The sequence below is a fragment of the Streptomyces sp. NPDC026500 genome, assembly GCF_055567635.1.
The window spans coordinates 385,445-401,660 of the sequence record NZ_JBVHQB010000005.1 but is presented as its reverse complement, the minus strand read 5'-3'; the positions used below and the strand labels follow the sequence as shown (position 1 = coordinate 401,660).

At 72.0% G+C, this 16,216-nt stretch carries 16 protein-coding genes; 10 read left to right on the top strand and 6 right to left on the bottom strand.

Annotation, left to right across the window (positions count from 1 at the left end; translation table 11 throughout):
• The first annotated feature begins 19 nt into the window (after window positions 1-19).
• A complete protein-coding gene (locus tag ACZ4N5_RS12405) occupies window positions 20-955 on the top strand; it encodes an oxidoreductase (RefSeq protein ID WP_467757032.1) in 936 nt (311 codons plus the stop codon).
• Window positions 956-988: 33 nt separating this feature from the next.
• Here the strand turns inward: ACZ4N5_RS12405 and nirD are convergent, their stop codons facing one another.
• On the bottom strand, window positions 989-1,351 hold the full coding sequence (gene nirD / locus ACZ4N5_RS12400) for a nitrite reductase small subunit NirD (protein ID WP_467757031.1): 363 nt from the start codon (window positions 1,349-1,351) through the stop codon (window positions 989-991).
• Window positions 1,348-3,891, bottom strand: coding sequence for a nitrite reductase large subunit NirB (gene nirB / locus ACZ4N5_RS12395; protein ID WP_467757133.1), 2,544 nt, complete (start codon window positions 3,889-3,891; stop codon window positions 1,348-1,350). Before nirB ends, nirD begins: the two co-directional genes overlap by 4 nt.
• Before the next feature lie 391 nt (window positions 3,892-4,282).
• On the opposite strand from nirB, the gene ACZ4N5_RS12390 reads away from it, so the two are divergent.
• The 4 genes from ACZ4N5_RS12390 to ACZ4N5_RS12375 all read left to right on the top strand — a co-directional run bounded on the left by ACZ4N5_RS12390 (window position 4,283) and on the right by ACZ4N5_RS12375 (window position 7,683).
• Window positions 4,283-4,831, top strand: coding sequence for a hypothetical protein (locus ACZ4N5_RS12390; RefSeq protein ID WP_467757030.1), 549 nt, complete (start codon window positions 4,283-4,285; stop codon window positions 4,829-4,831).
• Window positions 4,832-4,841: 10 nt separating this feature from the next.
• Complete coding sequence (locus tag ACZ4N5_RS12385; protein WP_467757029.1) at window positions 4,842-6,119, top strand: sensor histidine kinase; 1,278 nt, start codon at window positions 4,842-4,844, stop codon at window positions 6,117-6,119.
• Window positions 6,120-6,139: 20 nt separating this feature from the next.
• Window positions 6,140-6,787, top strand: coding sequence for a response regulator transcription factor (locus tag ACZ4N5_RS12380; RefSeq protein WP_467757028.1), 648 nt, complete (start codon window positions 6,140-6,142; stop codon window positions 6,785-6,787).
• 113 nt (window positions 6,788-6,900) lie between these two features.
• On the top strand, window positions 6,901-7,683 hold the full coding sequence (locus tag ACZ4N5_RS12375; RefSeq protein ID WP_467757027.1) for a sulfite exporter TauE/SafE family protein: 783 nt from the start codon (window positions 6,901-6,903) through the stop codon (window positions 7,681-7,683).
• A gap of 123 nt (window positions 7,684-7,806) precedes the next feature.
• On the opposite strand, the gene ACZ4N5_RS12370 is transcribed toward ACZ4N5_RS12375, so the two are convergent.
• From ACZ4N5_RS12370 to ACZ4N5_RS12360, 3 genes are all read right to left on the bottom strand, one after another.
• Window positions 7,807-8,427, bottom strand: coding sequence for a class F sortase (locus tag ACZ4N5_RS12370; RefSeq protein WP_467757026.1), 621 nt, complete (start codon window positions 8,425-8,427; stop codon window positions 7,807-7,809).
• A 178-nt stretch (window positions 8,428-8,605) separates the two neighbouring features.
• The gene (locus ACZ4N5_RS12365; protein WP_467757025.1) at window positions 8,606-9,124 is read right to left on the bottom strand and encodes a hypothetical protein; all 519 of its coding nucleotides are present in this window, start codon (window positions 9,122-9,124) and stop codon (window positions 8,606-8,608) included.
• Between the two features lie 497 nt (window positions 9,125-9,621).
• Window positions 9,622-11,217, bottom strand: coding sequence for a zinc ribbon domain-containing protein (locus tag ACZ4N5_RS12360; RefSeq protein WP_467757024.1), 1,596 nt, complete (start codon window positions 11,215-11,217; stop codon window positions 9,622-9,624).
• A 330-nt stretch (window positions 11,218-11,547) separates the two neighbouring features.
• Between ACZ4N5_RS12360 and ACZ4N5_RS12355 the strand changes: the two genes are divergently transcribed.
• Window positions 11,548-11,760 carry a hypothetical protein gene (locus tag ACZ4N5_RS12355; protein WP_467757023.1) on the top strand — a complete coding sequence of 71 codons (213 nt, stop codon included), beginning with the start codon at window positions 11,548-11,550 and terminating at the stop codon, window positions 11,758-11,760.
• Between the two features lie 305 nt (window positions 11,761-12,065).
• Window positions 12,066-12,647, top strand: a complete 582-nt coding sequence (locus tag ACZ4N5_RS12350; RefSeq protein WP_467757132.1) for a dihydrofolate reductase family protein — start codon at window positions 12,066-12,068, stop codon at window positions 12,645-12,647.
• Between the two features lie 288 nt (window positions 12,648-12,935).
• Here ACZ4N5_RS12350 and ACZ4N5_RS12345 read toward each other — a convergent pair whose 3' ends face one another.
• Window positions 12,936-14,579, bottom strand: coding sequence for a M4 family metallopeptidase (locus tag ACZ4N5_RS12345; RefSeq protein ID WP_467757022.1), 1,644 nt, complete (start codon window positions 14,577-14,579; stop codon window positions 12,936-12,938).
• A gap of 190 nt (window positions 14,580-14,769) precedes the next feature.
• Here ACZ4N5_RS12345 and cutA point away from each other — a divergent pair, with 190 nt between their 5' ends.
• The 3 genes from cutA (at window position 14,770) to ACZ4N5_RS12330 (ending at window position 15,997) form a co-directional block, all read left to right on the top strand.
• Window positions 14,770-15,096: a divalent-cation tolerance protein CutA gene (gene cutA / locus ACZ4N5_RS12340; RefSeq protein WP_389078972.1), complete on the top strand. Its 327-nt coding sequence runs from the start codon at window positions 14,770-14,772 to the stop codon at window positions 15,094-15,096.
• Window positions 15,093-15,560 (top strand): gamma-glutamylcyclotransferase family protein, encoded by a 468-nt coding sequence (locus ACZ4N5_RS12335; RefSeq protein ID WP_467757021.1) that lies wholly within the window; start codon window positions 15,093-15,095, stop codon window positions 15,558-15,560. Before cutA ends, ACZ4N5_RS12335 begins: the two co-directional genes overlap by 4 nt.
• Window positions 15,561-15,802: 242 nt before the next feature.
• Window positions 15,803-15,997 (top strand): twin-arginine translocation signal domain-containing protein, encoded by a 195-nt coding sequence (locus tag ACZ4N5_RS12330; RefSeq protein WP_467757020.1) that lies wholly within the window; start codon window positions 15,803-15,805, stop codon window positions 15,995-15,997.
• The last annotated feature ends 219 nt before the right edge of the window (window positions 15,998-16,216 follow it).

Here is a 16,216-nt window from a genome sequence, read left to right as displayed (position 1 = left end):
TCATCTGGAAGGAATCGCCATGTCCGGCTGGAACGCGCAGGACGTCCCCGATCAGAGCGGGCGCACCGCTGTCGTCACGGGGGCCAACAGCGGGCTCGGGTACGTGAGCGCGCGTGAGCTGGCACGCAAGGGGGCCAAGGTCGTGCTCGCCTGCCGCAGCGAGGCGCGGGGCGCCGAGGCCGTGGAGCGGCTCGTGGCCGAAGTGCCCGGCGCGGACGTCGAGTTCATACGACTGGACCTGGGCGAACTGGACTCCGTAAGAGAGTTCGCGAGCGTCTTCGAGCGGGCGTACGACCGGCTCGATCTCCTCCTCAACAACGCCGGGGTCATGGCGCTGCCCCTCGGCCGTACCGCCGACGGCTTCGAGACCCAGTTCGGCGTCAACCACCTCGGGCACTTCGCGCTCACCGGGCTGTTGTTCCCGGTGATCGCCGAGACCCCCGGCGCGCGGATCGTCACCGTGTCGAGCATGGTCCACGCGCTCTCCGACATCGACCTCGACGACCTCAACAGCGAGAAGGGGTCTTATCGGAAGTGGATCGCCTACGGCCGGTCCAAGACCGCCAACCTTCTCTTCACGCACGAGCTCGCGCGACGGCTGTCCGTCGCCGGGTCCGATGCCGTCGCCGCCGCCGCGCACCCCGGGTACGCCTCCACCAACCTGCAGACCGCCGGGCCCCGGCTGGAGGGGCGCAGGGGGGCCGTGCGGCTGATGGAGATCGGCAACCGCGTCTTCGCGCAGAGCGCCGAGGCCGGGGCCCTGCCGACGCTGTACGCGGCCACCGCGCCCGGCGTGCGGCCCGACACCTTCGTCGGCCCGTCCTTCGCGATGTGGCGCGGCTCGCCCGCGACGTCCTGGCGGGCCCGCTGGACCCGCGACGACACCAAGGCGGAACGGCTCTGGGCCGCCTCGGAGCGGCTGACGGGCGTCACCTTCGAGGGGCTCAAGGGCTGACCGGCAGGGTCCGGTCCGGCGGTCCGGGCCGGATCAGGCGGCCCGGACCTCGTACGTCGCCACCCTTGTGTCCTCGTCGTCCAGGCATCGCCCCGACTCCAGGTCGAAGCGCTGCTTGAGCAGGGGGGAGGCCACGAACGGGCGGCCCCGGTGGGTGCCGGTCAGTCCGCGGGAGAGCACCGCCGCCCCGCTGAACGGGTCACGGTTGTCGATGGCGTACGTCCGTCCCGCGCGGTCGGTGAACAGGGCGACCTGGCGGCCGTCCGGGAGGAGGGCGGCGACACCCCGTCCCGGGGTCAGCAGGGACAGCTCGCACACCGTGAACCAGTCTTCCTCCAGCAGGAGTTGGAGTGTGAGGGCCGTTGTCGTCCGGGTCGTCTCGGGTGCCAGGTTCATCGCTGGGCACTTCCTTCCAGGGGGCGGTGTCCGATGGTCAGCAGCGGCAGGTCGGGCTTGATCTGGTCGCGCTCGGGAACGAAGCCGACGACCGGGTCCGGGGTGTCCGGGGCGTTCACGAACGACACGAACCGGCCCAGCTTCTCCGGGTCGTTGATGGTCTCGGCCCACTCGTCCCGGTAGTTCGCGACGTGCGCGGTCATCAGCGACTCCAGCTCCTCGCAGATGCCGAGGGAGTCCTCCACCACCACCTCCCGGACGTGGTCCAGGCCGCCCGGAATCCGCTCCAGCCAGGTCGAGGTGCGCTCCAGGCGGTCCGCGGTGCGGATGTAGAACATCACGAAGCGGTCGATGAGCCGGACCAGTTCGGCGTCGCTCAGATCCTGGGCCAGCAGATCCGCGTGCCGCGGGGTCGCGCCGCCGTTGCCGCCGACGTACAGGTTCCAGCCGTTCGACGTGGCGATCACGCCGAAGTCCTTGGACTGGGCCTCGGCGCACTCGCGGGCGCACCCGGAGACCGCCGACTTCAGCTTGTGCGGGGAGCGCAGACCCCGGTAGCGCAGCTCCAGGTCGATCGCCATCCGGACCGAGTCCTGCACGCCGTAGCGGCACCAGGTCTGCCCGACGCAGGACTTCACCGTCCGCAGCGACTTGCCGTACGCGTGCCCGGACTCGAAGCCGGCGTCCACCAGCCGTGCCCAGATCAGCGGGAGTTGCTCCACCCGCGCACCGAACAGGTCGATGCGCTGACCGCCCGTGATCTTCGTGTAGAGCCCGAAGTCCCGCGCCACCTCGCCGATCACGATGAGTTTCTCGGGAGTGATCTCGCCGCCGGGGATGCGCGGCACGATCGAGTACGAACCGTTCTTCTGGAGGTTGGCGAGGAAGTGGTCGTTGGTGTCCTGGAGCGCGGCCTGTTCGCCCGCCAGGACGTAGTCGTCGGCGCCGATCGTCGGGGCGAGGGAGGCGATGATCGAGCCGACGGCGGGCTTGCAGACCTCGCAGCCGTCACCGCCCCGGGCGTCCTCGCGGCCGTAGCGGTCGAGCAGCGTCCGGTACGAGGTGATCCTGAGGGCGAGGACGATCTCGTACAGCTCCTCGCGGGTCTGCCCGAAGCAGCCGCACAGACCGTGGTCGACCTCGACACCGTTCGCGGCCAGTTCCTCGTTGACGAGCTGACCGAGGACCTTCACGCAACTCCCGCAGCCCGTACCGGCCTTGGTGCACTTCTTGACCTCGGGGACGTTCGTGCAGGAGTGCTCGGTGACCGCGCCGCGGATCGTGCCCTTGGTGACGTTGTGGCAGGAGCAGATGACCGCGGAGTCGGGCAGAGCGGAGGGGCCGAGGGCCACCGGGGCGCCCGCGCCCGCCGGCAGCACCAGCTGCTCCGGGGCGATCGGCGGCACCGAGCCGGTGAAGGCGCGCAGGGTGCCGTAGGCGTCCGCGTCGCCGACCAGGATGCCGCCGAGGAGCTGCCCGTCGCGGCCGATGACCAGCTTCTTGTAGATACCTGAGCGCGCGTCCGCGTAGACGACGTCGAGGCAGTCGGCGGTGGCACCGTGCGCGTCGCCGAACGAGGCCACGTCGACGCCGAGGAGCTTCAGCTTGGTCGACAGGTCGGCGCCGGTGAAGCTCGCCTCGTCGGCGGCGATCGTGGCGGCGGCGGTCGCGGCCATCTCGTAGCCGGGCGCGACGAGTCCGTAGACCCGGCCGTCCGCGGCGAGGGCGCACTCGCCGATCGCGAAGACGACCGGGTCGGAGGTGCGGCACTGCTCGTCGACGGTGATGCCGCCGCGCTCGCCCACCGTGAGCCCCATGGCGCGGGCCAGCTGGTCGCGTGGACGCACTCCCGCCGAGAACACCACGAGATCCGTGGGGAGTTCGGACCCGTCGGACAGCTTCATGCCGGTCACGGCGCCGTCGTCGCCGGTCACGATCTCCTGGGTGCCCGTGCCGGTGTGCACGCTCAGACCCATGTCCTCGATGGTGCGCAGCAGCGCGGCGCCGCCGCCGTCGTCCACCTGCACCGGCATCAGACGCGGCGCGAACTCCACGATGTGCGTGGCCAGTCCGAGTCCCTTGAGCGCGCCGGCCGCCTCAAGTCCGAGCAGACCGCCGCCGACCACGGCTCCGGTCGTCGCCCGTGCCCTCGCGTACTCCTCGATGGCGAGCAGGTCCTCGATGGTGCGGTAGACGAAACAGCCCTCGGCGTCCTTGCCGGGGACCGGCGGGACGAAGGGGTAGGAGCCGGTGGCGAGCACGAGGGTGTCGTAGCCGACCGTCAGACCGGACCTGGCCGTCACGGTGCGCGCGCCCCGGTCGACGGACTCGGCCGGGTCGCCGAGGTGCAGCTCGATACCGTGTTCCTTGATGAACTCCGCGTCCGTGAGCGAGAGTTCGTCGGGGGTGCGGCCCGAGAAATACGAGGTGAGCCGGACCCGGTCGTAGGCCGGGCGGGGCTCCTCGCAGAACACGACCACGCGGTGGGTGGCGGTCAGTCCGCGTTCGGCGAGCGACTCCAGGAAGCGCTGGCCGACCATGCCGTGGCCGACGAGCACGATCGTGTGCGCGTTCCCGGCCGAGGCGTTCGGGGCCGTCGCCGTCCCTGTCGTCGCAGTCGTCGCCGCCGTCATCGTCGTATGCGAGGTCATGACCACACCGTGCGGTGCCGGTGTTACCCGGTGGCATCACGCCTGTTTCCCGGGAGGAACGCTGCCCTCAGCGGGGACCGGGCCGCGGTGTGAGGGCTCCGGGGAGCGGGGGAGGGGGTGGGGGTGGGGCCAGCCGTACCCCCGGTTCACGTGCGGGCACGATCGATCGGGGAGTCCTCGGGCGGAATCCTTTGAAGGGCCGGACCTCGCCCGTGAAGGGCCGGACCTCTTCAACGAAGGGCCGAACCCCACCCGCCCACGACCAGTCAGGGGACCCACCATGACCACCACCCGCACACACGGGCCGACCCCTGCCCCTGACGTCCGGCACCGGCCGACCCCCGCCCGGGACGAAGCCTCCATACGCGTCTGGCGGTTCGTCAGGGAGCCGTTCCGGGCGGACACCTGGCGGCGGGTCGCGTACGCCCTGGCGGCCCTGCCGGTGGGGGTGGCCTGCGTCCCGTTGTCCCTGCTGGGAGCTCCGACCGGACGGTGGCAGCGGGCCCTCGCCCACCGCTTCCTCGGCCTTCCCGGGAGCGCCGGGTCGCCGGGGCCCATGAAGGGGCTCGCCCACGCGCTCCTCGCGGCGCCCCTCAACCTCCTCGTCCTTGCCGTCACCGGCTACGGCTGGTCCATCGTGCCGATGAACCTCGGCTGGCCCCTGCGCGCGGGCTCCGACTACGCGGACTCCTGGGGCGGGCCCACCTTCGCCGGCGCCCGGGCCTTCCACGCTCTCGTCGGGGGCGTCGGCTTCCTGCTGATCATGCCGTGGCTCGGCCGGGCCATGGCCGCCGTCCAACTCCGCCTCGCGGCGGCACTCCTCTCCTAGGTTGGGGACCATGAACCGCCTCCGCGCCACGCTGGGCTTCCCCTTCGGGCGGCGGGCCCTCGCGGCCCTCCTCTACGCGCTGATCGCCTTCCCGCTCGCCCTGGTCGGGTTCGTCCTCACGCTCGTGGGTCTGCTGGTCGGCGGCGCGCTGTCCGTGACCACCCTCGGGCTGTGGCTGATCGCCGTCACCGTACGCGGGGCACTCGCCCTCGGCAGACTCCAACGTGCCCTGGCACGCGGTCTGTTGGGGATGAACATCGAGGAACCGGAGCGCCGCCCGGGTGCCGGGCCGCTGGGCTGGCGGCGGGCGCTGCTCGCCGACCGCGGCGGCTGGCGCGCCGTCGCCTGCGCGCTGGCGGCACCCTTCACCGCCGTATTCGGGTACGTCGCCGTCGTCATCGGCTACGTCTGGGGCGTCCTGCTCACCCTCCACCCCGTCCTCGAACACTGGAACTACGACACCCGGCGGGCCAGTGACGGCACGGAGCACCGGGTGTCGCTGGAGTTCTTCGGATTCCAGGTCGACTCCTGGCCGCGCTGGCTGATCCCGGTGGCCCTCGGACTGCTGCTCCTCGCGACCGCCGCCTGGCTGCTGCGTCAGGCGCTCGCCCCGCACCGGTCCTGGATCGCCACGCTGCTCGGCCCGGACCCCGCCGACCGCCGTATCCGCACCCTGGAGGAGACCCGCGCCCAGGCCGTGGACGACGCGGCGGCGACCCTGCGCCGCATCGAACGCGATCTGCACGACGGCACCCAGGCCCGGCTCGTCGGCCTCGCGATGCATCTCACGATGATCAGGGAGCTGATCGGTGCCGGAGCCCCCGCGGACCGGCTCCTCACCGTCGTCGACACCGCGCAGGCCAATGCCCGGCAGGCCATCGCCGAGCTGCGCCATCTCGTCAAGGGCATCCATCCGCCCGTACTGGACCAGGGCCTGGACACGGCGCTGGCCACCCTCGCCGCCGACAGCGCGCTGTCGGTCGAGGTGAGCGCCGACATCGAGGAGCGGCCGATCCCGGCGGTCGAGTCGATCGCCTACTTCTGCGCCGCCGAACTCCTCGCCAACGCCACCAAGCACAGCGGGGCCACGCGAGCCGCCGTCACGGTGACCGCCCGGGACGGCCTGCTGCGGCTGAGCGTCCGTGACGACGGGCGCGGGGGAGCGGTGATCGGCGCGGGCTCGGGCCTGACCGGACTGCTGGCCCGCGCGCGGACCGTCGACGGCACGCTGGCCTGCGACAGCCCGCCCGGAGGGCCTACCGTGGTCACCGTCGAACTGCCCTGCTGACCCTGGTGAACGGGAGCCCCATGCGCGTCGTCATCGCCGAGGACTCGGCCCTGCTGCGTGACGGGCTGGCCCAGCTGCTCCAACTGCGCGGGGTGGAGGTGGTCGCGGCCGTGGGCGACGCGGACGCCCTGCTGGCCGGTGTCGCCGAGCACCGGCCGGACGTCGCCGTCGTCGACATCCGGCTGCCGCCGACCCAGACCGACGAGGGCATCCGGGCGGCCGTGCGGCTGCGCGAGGACCACCCCGGCACCGGGGTGCTGGTCTTCTCGCAGTACGTGGAGACGAAGTACGCCACCCAACTGCTCGGCAATCCGGCGGGGTTCGGCTATCTCCTCAAGGAACGCGTCGTCGACATCGGCGAGTTCGTGGACGCGATGGAGCGGGTCGCCTCGGGCGGCACGGCCCTCGACCCCGAGGTCGTCTCCCAGTTGTTCGGCGCGAGCCGCCGGGTCCGCGCCCTCGACGCCCTCACCCCCCGCGAGCGCGAGGTCCTCGCCCTGATGGCCGAGGGCCGTACCAACCATGCGATCGCCGCCGCCCTCACCGTCTCCGAACGCGCCGTCGAGAAGCACATCGCCAACATCTTCCTCAAGCTCGACCTGCCCCCGTCGGACACCGGCCACCGGCGCGTGCTCGCGGTCCTGCGCTACCTGGACGCGGTGAACTGAGCCGCAGGGGACCGGGCCGTCCCCTGGGTCCCGTCGAGGCGAACCTCGGGAGTCGCTGAAGCTTCCCGGGGCCCGTGCACGGCACACCTATCCCGTCGCTTAGGGTCGCGATCATGCCTGACATATCGCTGACCATGATCCTTGTGCTGTGCGCCGCCGCCCTGGCGGCCGGCTGGATCGACGCCGTGGTCGGCGGGGGAGGGCTGCTTCTGCTGCCCGCCATGCTGCTCGGGCTGCCCGCCGGCACCTCGGCGGCGTACGCGCTCGGCACGAACAAGGCGGTCGCGATCGTCGGCACGACGGGGGCCGCGGTGACGTACGCGCGCAAGACACCCGTCGACGTGCGCCTCGCCGTACGGATCGGACTCGCGGCCCTCGCCGGTTCGACGGCGGGCGCGTTCGTCGCGGCCGGGCTGAGCACCGAGGTGCTCAAGCCGGTCGTCATGGTCGTCCTGCTCGGCGTCGGCACCTTCGTGATCCTGCGGCCGGCCTTCGGTACGGCGCCGCCGACCACCCCGGTCTCCCCGCGCCGCGTCCTCGCCGCGATCGGGCTGGCGGGGCTCGGCATCGGTTTCTACGACGGGCTCATCGGCCCGGGCACGGGCACGTTCCTCGTGCTCGCCCTCACCGCGCTGCTCCACCTCGACCTGGTGACCGCCTCCGCCACCGCCAAGATCGTCAACTGCTGCACCAACGCGGGCGCCCTCGCGACCTTCGCCTGGAAGGGCACGGTGTTCTGGGAGCTCGCCGCCCTGATGGCCGTGTTCAATCTGGCGGGCGGCATGGTGGGCGCGCGGACCGCGCTCAAGCAGGGCAGCGGGTTCGTCCGGGCGGTGCTGCTGACGGTGGTGTTCGCGCTGGTGGCGAACCTGGCGTACCAGCAGTGGCTGGCCTGAACCGTCGGCGGGCGCCCGTGGCGCGTCCGAACCGTCAGCGGCTGCCCATGGCTCGTCCGAACCCGCAGCGGCTGCCTGAACTCATGTGAACTCTCAGCGGCTGCCTGAGACTCGTGTGAACTCTCAGCGGCTGCCCGTCAGATGGGCGAAGACGACCACGTTTCCCTGGTAGCCGGTCGTCTCCGAGTAGCCGCCGCCGCAGGTGATCACGCGCAGCTCGGGCCGGTGCGCGGCGCCGTACACCTTCGCGTCGGGGAAGGCGCGGGAGTCGTACACCTCGACCGCGTCGACGGTGAAGACGGCCGTTCTGCCGTCGAGCCGGTCCACCTCGACCGTGCTGCCCTTGCGGAGGGAGCCGAGGTCGTAGAAGACGGCGGGACCCTCCGCGTTGTCGACGTGCCCGGCCACGATGGCCGTACCGCGCTCACCGGGGCTGGTCCCGGCCTCGTACCAGCCGGCCAGGTTCTTCTTCTCGGCGGGCGGCACGTTCAGGCTGCCCTGCGGGGTGAGGCCGAGGCCCATCAGAGGGGCGTTCACGCCGATCGCGGGGATGCGGATGCGGCTCGGCGGGGAGTGCGGCATCGCGGGGGCGACGGATCGCGCCCGGTCCCCGGCGGTGGCCGCCTGTGCCGCGGACGGCTGGGGAGGCGGGTGCGCCTCGGCGCCGCTGCGTAGCAGCCAGGCACCGGAGCAGAGGGCGACGAGGGTGACCGACGCTATGGCGACATTGCTGACCCGGCGCACGCGCGCCTCCTCACGGGTTCCTTTCCGGGGGCGGGACCGGCCGGCGCCCGACGGCTGGGGTGTGCTGACGGGGGTGTGCTGATGGGGCCGGTCCCTTCCCCCTCCGGGCCGCGAGGGGCGTCGGGCCACGGAGGGGGAGGGACGGCGGTACCGGCGGACGGACAGCGGAGGGTGTCCGTCAGATCCCGTCGCCTCTCGCCCGGCGATGCAGGAGCCAGGTACCGCCCGCGGCGGCGACGGCCAGCGCCGCCACTCCCGCCGCGGTCTGTACGGGGTCGGGGCCCAGCGCGCCGCCGACACCCGTGTTCACATGCCCGCGCGGCTGGATCTGGTCGCGCGTGGAGGCCAGGGTCACCAGCAGGTCGCCGGTGACCCGCCGGCCGTGGGAGCACGTCGCGACGATCTCGTACGTTCCCGGCTGCGCGCTCGGCGGCACCCGGAACTGACCGATCGCGTCCTGCTCGTGGGCGCTGGCGGCGAGCGTGAAGGTGCCGCCGCCCACCGCGTCGGCGTCCCCGTTCGCGGTGCCGTCCGAGCCGCACGCGGCCGTGTTGACGGTGACGTCGGCGCCCGGGACGACGGTGGAGGGGAACACCTCCAGACTTCCGGTGTCTCCGCCGTACACGGGCGCGGCACCCAGACCCGCGGCGGCGACGGCGAGCGCGGTACCGGTCAGCAGACGTGCGGTACGTCGCATCGTGCTAGCTCCTCCGAGGGGGTGCGGCCCGCGACACCCCCAAGTGCCGCAGCGTCGGTCGTACCCCTGCCCTTCCGAGGTAAGTGGCACATGACCGCCCCCGCTCTCTGATGGAGCGTCAGAAATGATGTGAACGGGTGTCAGGAAGGACGCCGGAGGAGGCGGAACTCTCGGTATTTCGGCAGGTCACCGGTGTGCACCCGGTGTACCGCACAAGAGAACCCGAAGGGGGCGGGGTGGAGGGTGTGAATGGGTGACCCGCCGTTCGGGGGCGGGCGAGCGGCGCGACCCAATCGCTGGACGGAAGACGCGCCAGGATGTGTGCCGCGTCACACCCTGGCGTCGCGCAGGCGCGATGATTTCGGAGTGGTGCGCCGGTCTTCACCGACGTAACCCGAACGCGTCGTAATCCGAAGGCGTGATGTGGCCGAGACAGCGACGAGGAGCGAGTCCGGTGCGCATCGTGATCAGTGAGTTCATCAGCGTCGCAGATGAGCTTAGGTTTTCCTGGGCGGGGCTGGGTTTTCGGCCCGGCTCCGGTCCTGGGAAGAGGATCTCGGCTGCCCGGATGTCCGTCCCGACGGTGGGGTGGGGGTGGCGTGGGCGTGCAGGTGGAAGCCTGCGCCGAGTCTGGCCCCGCGCGGCTGGTGCCGGGTAGGGGTGCTCATCGTGTGCGGTGCCTGCCGCCGTCCGCGCCACTGGGGGTGACGCCTTGGCGACTGGGGCATTCGCCCCGCCGGACGCTTTCCACCCGAACCCGCATCGGTAGATGCTGCGGAATTTCCGGGTGGGGCGGGGACCCTGCGTCGCTGCCTGGGCGCAGGGCGGTTTCTCGTCGGCCCCGGCTTCGTCCGGTCCGTCGCAGCGCGAGGCTGCGGGGGCCCGGAGGAGGAGACGGCGCCGGGGTGAAGGGGGTGCTGGACCGGCTGGTCCAGCACCTTGACCATGCGGCGGATCACATACGCGCCGCTGCTCCGGTCCAGGACAGTCGTGTGCTGGTGGGTCAGTCCTCGCGCACCGATCCGCTGCCATGCGGCCACGTCGCGGTCCGCGCTGTAGCCGCAGGCGGTGTTGGGGCAGGTGGCCCATCTCCAGCCGCGCTTCGGATTGTCGGGGGCGGTGTGGTGGCGGAAGGCGCTCAGACATTTGGGGCAGTACTTCGAGGTGCCCCGGGCCGGGACGATGACGACCGCGATTCCGTACGCAGCCGCTTGGTGGCGGGTGTGGGCCACGATCTGGCCGCGGACCGAGGAGGACAGGCGGGTGTTGAGGGTGCGGCCCTTACCGCGCGCCTCCATGTCCCGCAGATCCTCCAGGTAGATCACCGTCGCTCGGGCCGCGCGGGCGTGGTCGACCATGAAGCGGGCGGCGGCCTTGGCCAGCTGCTCGTTCAGCCGGGAGCGTCGCCTGCTGACCGCCGCGTGCTCGGCCTTGAGGACCGCCAGCTTCGCTGTGGTGGACGGCTCGGGCCACTGCCCGGCTGCGGCCCGTCCGTTGAGGAGGGCTTGGAGGCGGGCTGTCTTGGCCCACAGCTGCTCGCCGAGGATGCGCAGCCGGTCGGCCTTGGCCAGCGCCCCGTCCGGGCGGAAGAACACGGGGCGTCCGTCGGTGATGACGGTCGGCTGCTGGCCGCCGGACAGGGTCAGGGTGCCGCCGGTGAGCAGGGTGTTGAGTCCGTAGTCGAAGGCCATCGCGCGGGTGTGCCCGTCCGGTCGGGTCGTGGGGGCGGCGGTAGTGAACGCGACGTCCAACCGCAGCCGACCATTGCGCAGGCGCAGCGTGGGCGCGTGCAGAGCAGCGCCCAGAGGAACGGCCGGCGGGAGCCGGAAGCGGATCACGGTCGGGTGCCAGTCCGCGCGGGTGCGCCGATCGGGGCGCACCGGCAGCCGCACGGTCAGCACCGCGTAGTGGCCGGGATCGTCTTCGCAGCGGGTCAGGGTGCACAACTGCTTGTCGGCGGCGGCCAGCACCACCTGCCGCCCACCGCCCGGCGCCCCCTCCAGGGCACACACATCCACCGGCGGACAGCCGTCCTGTGCCGCCTGGAAAGCGGCAATCTGACGGGTGCGGGCGCGCAGCACCGAGGCCGCCACCGCATTCCCGTCCGGGCAGGCCGCCCGCAGAGCTGCCCACTCGCCCTCAGTACGCCGTAGGGGATCGGTGTCCGGCCCCGTGGGCCAGGTGGCCAGGATCGCGTCGGTGATCTCGCTGCGCCACCAGCCGACCGGAGCGCCCGCCCGGCCTGCTCTTCGGCCACCCTGCGCACCCGGTCCGGCAGATACAGCCCGTCCGGCACCACCGCACCCCATCCCAGGGTGCGCACGGCCATCCATGCGTTCGACGGCAGCCGGGCACCGCGGAAGTCGGTCCCGGAGGCGAGTTGCGCAAGGTCGGGCCGGTTCCAGTGCGCCGAGGTGACCTCGGTGCACAACGTCTCGACCAGGGACGTCAGCCAGCCCACCCGTCCCGCCAGCACCTCCGCGCCCAGCACCTCGCCGGTGACCGTGTCCAGGCCCCGGAACGCGGACGCCGAGGCACACGCGATGCGCTCCGTCTCCCCCTCACCCAACTGGATCTTCCGCCGCACCGTCCACCTCCCCACCCTGGTGTCCCACACTCCGATGCCCGGCCGGTAGCGTGGCGGCCGCCTCCAGCAGGCGCTGACGGGCCTGCCGTGAGCGAATCCCGTACATCCGGCCGGAGAACGAGGCGACCAGCATCATGAAGTCGGCCACCAGCTCCTCACTCCCGCCCGGTGTTCCGCGGCGGGAATGCAGGACCTCCAAGAGTTCCGTGCCCAGGAGGCTAGAGGGGCCCAACGCGAGCTATCCGCAGGTCAGTTCACCCGTCGCTCAATTACGTGAAAGCAGCGTGTACCAGCCCGGCCGTCGACAGATCGTGATACACAGCCAAACCCAGGAAACACGGGCAAAACCAACGACTGCAATCAACCCTGGACGGTGTCGTGCAGGCGCCCGGCGGTCCCGAGGAGGACACCGACGGCGGGTTCGCGCACGGCGGCTGGTCCCACCCGTACTTCGACCCGGAGGTCGTGGGCGGGGCGTTCGCGGCGGGACTCTCCCGCGCCGAGGCGCTGCTGTTCGGGCGCCGCACCTGGCAGACGATGGCCGGGGCGTGGCCCGAGCGAGCGGGCGACCCCTTCGCCGACCGGATGAACTCCCTGCCCAAGTACGTGGTCTCCGGCACCCTCGGCGAGGCCGAGCTGGCGGCCTGGGACAACACCACGCTCATCCCGGGCGGCGAGGCCGTCTCCCGTATCCGCGAACTCCGCGCGACCGACGGCGGCGACCTCGCGATGATGGGCAGCCCCACCCTCGTCCGCACCCTGCTGGCCGAGGGTCTGGTCGACGAGCTCCAGCTGATCCGTATGCCGGTGATCCTCGGCGGCGGCAAGACGATCTTCCCCGAGGACGGGACGAAGCGCCCGCTCGAACACGTTTCCACCACTACCGCGAAGACGGGCGTGGACGTGAGCGTGTACCGGCCGGTGAGGGAGGACTAGGACCCGCCCGGGGCGGACATGCTCCGGACAAGCCGTGGGCAGGCGAACCTGACGGCGCCTGCCCACGGCGACCGGAGAGCATTCGGTCCCGGAGAGCACCCGAGTCCGGAGAGCACCCGAGTCCGGAGAGCACCCGAGTCCGGAGAGCGTCCGAGCCCGGACAGCATCCGACCGCGCGGCCTCCTGGACCGGAGAGTATCCGAGACCCGAGGGCGTCTGGGACTGCCGAGCCTTTGGGCCGGGCGGCGCTCAGCGACCGCCCGCGGGCCGGAAGGCGTCCGGTGCCCGTCAGCCCACGGAGACCGCCGACCAGGCCGCCGCCACGGCGTTGTACTCGGTACTGCCCGCTCCGTACAGATCCTTGGCCGCGTTCAGCGTGGCGGTGCGCGCGCCCGCGTAGTTCGTCGACGAGGTCATGTAGACCGTCAGCGCGCGGTACCAGATCTTTCCGACCTTGTCGTGGCCGATGCCGGTGACCGAGGCGCCGTTGCAGGTCGGGGAGTCGTAGGCGACGCCGTTCACGGTCTTCGCCCCGCTGCCCTCCGAGAGCAGGTAGGCGAAGTGGTTGGCGACGCCGGAGGAGTAGTGGACGTCGAGGTTGCCGACCGAACTGCTCCAGCAGTCGGCCGAGTTGCCGTCCTTGGAGGGCTTGTCCATGAAGCGGAGGGCGGGCTTTCCGAACCCGGGGCGGACGATCTTCTCGCCGATCAGGTAGTCACCGGGGTCCGAGGCGTTGTTCGCGTACCACTCCACCATGGTGCCGAAGATGTCGGACGTGGCCTCGTTCAGGCCGCCGGACTCGCCCGAGTACGTCAGCGCGGCCGTCTTGGAGGTCACGCCGTGCGACATCTCGTGCCCGGCGACGTCCAGCGCGACCAGCGGCCCGAACGTCGAGCCGTCACCGTCCCCGTACGTCATGCAGAAGCAACTGTCGTCCCAGAAGGCGTTGTTGTAGTTGTTGCCGTAGTGCACGCGGTTGTACGACCCCTTGCCGTCGCCCGCGATGCCGTTCCTGCCGTGGACGTTCTTGTAGTAGTCCCAGGTCTCGTTGGTGCCGTACTGCGCGTCCACCGCTGCGGACGAGCGGTCCGAAGTCGCGCCCGTGCCCCAGTGGTTGTCCGCGTCGGTGAAGAGTGTCGCGGGCGCCCGGCTGATGCAGATCCCGAAGATGCACAGGTCCGTCTTGTTCGCCGCGTCGCCCGTGTACGTGTTCCCGCGTGTCGGGTCCTTCAGCTGGTACGTCGATCCGGCCGGCGTCGTCTCCAGCGGAACCGTGCCGCTGTAGAGCGCGTTGCCGTCGCCCGTCGCCGTCTCGACGCTGTCCCACGCGTCGATCCGCGCGCCGGTGCGGGCGTCGGTCAGGACCGTGCGGGCGACCGGGTTGCCGAGCGTGTCCTGGGCCACCGCGTCGGTGCGCCAGGCGAGCCTCGGAGCCCCGTGCAGGGCGTCGACGATCAGCCGCGGCTTCGCCGTCACGTTCCTCAGCGACGTGCCCGGGTTGGCGGCGCGCAGCGCGTTCACCGCCAGACCGGCCGCCTTCGCGCCGGACAGCTCGGGGGTGACATCGGCCAGCGAAATGGCCTTCTTCGTCGCGCGGTCGGCGCCGCGGTACGCACCGTCCGGGGCCAGGTGGACGACGAAGTCGCCGCCCAGTACGGGGAGTTCACGGTACGTCCGGTCGTAGCGCACGTGCTGGGTGCCGTCCTTGTCGACGACGACATCCCGGACGGAGGCGTGCTGCGCGGAAGTGAGGCCCAGATGCGTGGCGTGGGCCGCCAGCGCCGAGACCGCGTTCTCGATCGCGGTGGCCCGGGTCGGCCGGCTGTCGGCGTTCGCGCTGGGGGCGAGCGCGGCGGCCAGCAGGGTGGCCGCGGTCACGGCCGCGCCGGCGGTGGCGAGAGAGGAACCTCGGATGTGCCGTATTCGACTCATCGGTCTCCTTGGAAAGGTGCCTTGGGGAGGGCGCGTGGGGGGAGGGGTGCGTGAGGGAGGTGAGCGTGGGGGAGGCGCCGAAAGCTGACTCAGATTTAAAGGTGCATGACATGTCATGTCCATAGGGCCTGCCGGGTGCGTGCGGGATGCGGCGAGAATCGTTTCCGTACCCTCACGAATGGAGGCGCTCATGGAATCGCCCGCCTGTCTGGCCGTCCTGACCACGACGGATGCGGCGGAGAAGGCCGCGGCGCTGGCCCGTGGCGCGGTGACGGCGCGCGTCGCGGCCTGTGCGCAGATCTCGGGGCCGGTCACCTCCGTCTACCGCTGGGAGGGCGCCGTGGAGACCGCCTCCGAGTGGCAGATCCAGTTCAAGACGACCGCGGCGCGCTACCCGGCGCTGGAGGCGTATCTCCTGGACGCCCACGACTACGACACCCCCGAGATCATCGCGACCCCGGTCGTCGCGGGAAGCCCGGACTACCTGCGCTGGCTGGAGGAGGAAACGGCCCCTTGAGTCCTCTGGACCTCCTCGGCGAAGCGGAGCTGCCCTTCTTCGTGTACGGCACCCTGCGTCCCGGCGAGCACAATCACGACCTGTTCCTGCGCGGCCGGACCCGGTCCGAGGAGCCGGGGCGGATGCGCGGGCTCGCGCTGTACGCGGGGCCCGGATACCCGTACGCCGTGGAAGAACCCGGTGGCGTGGTGAGCGGTGAACTCGTGACCGCGCGACCCGAGGCGTACGAGCGACTCCTCGCGGCGCTCGACGAGTTGGAGGAGTACACGCCGGGCGATCCGCGCAACCTCTACGAGCGGGTCGCGCGTGACGCCGTGCGAGCGGACGGCACCACGGTCGTACGGGCCTGGGTGTACGTCGCCGCACCCGCGGTGGCGGCCCGCCTGCGGGCCGACGGCAAGCTGATCGAGAACGGGGACTGGCACGGCCACGGGGGAGACGCTCCGGCGCCCCGGCCCGGCTGAGGCGTGCCCGGGAGAGCGTGCCCGCGCGTGCCCGGCGCGGCGCGCGAGGCCGCTCCGGCGGGCCGGGGACGGGCCGGCCGAGCGGGCCGGGGTGCGGGCGGTGGGCGGTCGCGCTCGATCGCCGTGGCGCGCGCGGGTGTTCCGGTGGGCCGGGCGTGCCCGACGTGTCCGGGTGCATCCGTGCGGGTGGCCGTCCCGTGCGCCCCCGGTGCCGTGGGCGTCCCCGCCCCTAGGGTCCGGCCATGACCGACCGCGACTTGACCAGACGACGTGTCCTCGCGCTCAGCGGGGCGGCCGTCGGCGCCGCCCTGGGCATCGGGCTCAGCTCCTGTGCCGCCGACCCCGAGCCGGGCAGGCAGTCCGGCCCCGGCTCCGGCTCGACCCGGGCCCCCAGGTCCGTTGAGCAGCCCGGGCCGGAGGACCCGAGCGGGCACTGACCGGCACCGCGTCCGGCACGCCGCTCGGTACGGAGCCGCTAGGGCCTGTCCGACCATTCCCGCCGGGCCCGCGACGCCTGGCACCGCACTCCCCCAAGCTCTTCGAGCAGGGGGGACCCCCACGCCGCGTTGTCGGGCACGCCCAAGTACGCCCAGTACGAGGGCGACCCTCCGCCTTGCGATGCACGGCACCAGACGCCGCGGCCTGATCCGACGCGA

Excerpts from the sequence above, each read along its gene's own strand:
- ACZ4N5_RS12390 (WP_467757030.1), top strand. The coding sequence starts at position 4,283 with ATGACCACCACCCGCACACACGGGCCGACCCCTGCCCCTGACGTCCGG.
- ACZ4N5_RS12380 (WP_467757028.1), top strand. The coding sequence starts at position 6,140 with ATGCGCGTCGTCATCGCCGAGGACTCGGCCCTGCTGCGTGACGGGCTG.
- cutA (WP_389078972.1), top strand. The coding sequence starts at position 14,770 with ATGGAATCGCCCGCCTGTCTGGCCGTCCTGACCACGACGGATGCGGCG.
- nirB (WP_467757133.1), bottom strand. The coding sequence starts at position 3,891 with ATGGTCGGCCAGCGCTTCCTGGAGTCGCTCGCCGAACGCGGACTGACC.
- ACZ4N5_RS12385 (WP_467757029.1), top strand. The coding sequence starts at position 4,842 with ATGAACCGCCTCCGCGCCACGCTGGGCTTCCCCTTCGGGCGGCGGGCC.
- nirD (WP_467757031.1), bottom strand. The coding sequence starts at position 1,351 with ATGAACCTGGCACCCGAGACGACCCGGACGACAACGGCCCTCACACTC.
- ACZ4N5_RS12405 (WP_467757032.1), top strand. The coding sequence starts at position 20 with ATGTCCGGCTGGAACGCGCAGGACGTCCCCGATCAGAGCGGGCGCACC.
- ACZ4N5_RS12365 (WP_467757025.1), bottom strand. The coding sequence starts at position 9,124 with ATGCGACGTACCGCACGTCTGCTGACCGGTACCGCGCTCGCCGTCGCC.
- ACZ4N5_RS12345 (WP_467757022.1), bottom strand. The coding sequence starts at position 14,579 with ATGAGTCGAATACGGCACATCCGAGGTTCCTCTCTCGCCACCGCCGGC.
- ACZ4N5_RS12375 (WP_467757027.1), top strand. The coding sequence starts at position 6,901 with ATGCCTGACATATCGCTGACCATGATCCTTGTGCTGTGCGCCGCCGCC.
- ACZ4N5_RS12330 (WP_467757020.1), top strand. The coding sequence starts at position 15,803 with ATGACCGACCGCGACTTGACCAGACGACGTGTCCTCGCGCTCAGCGGG.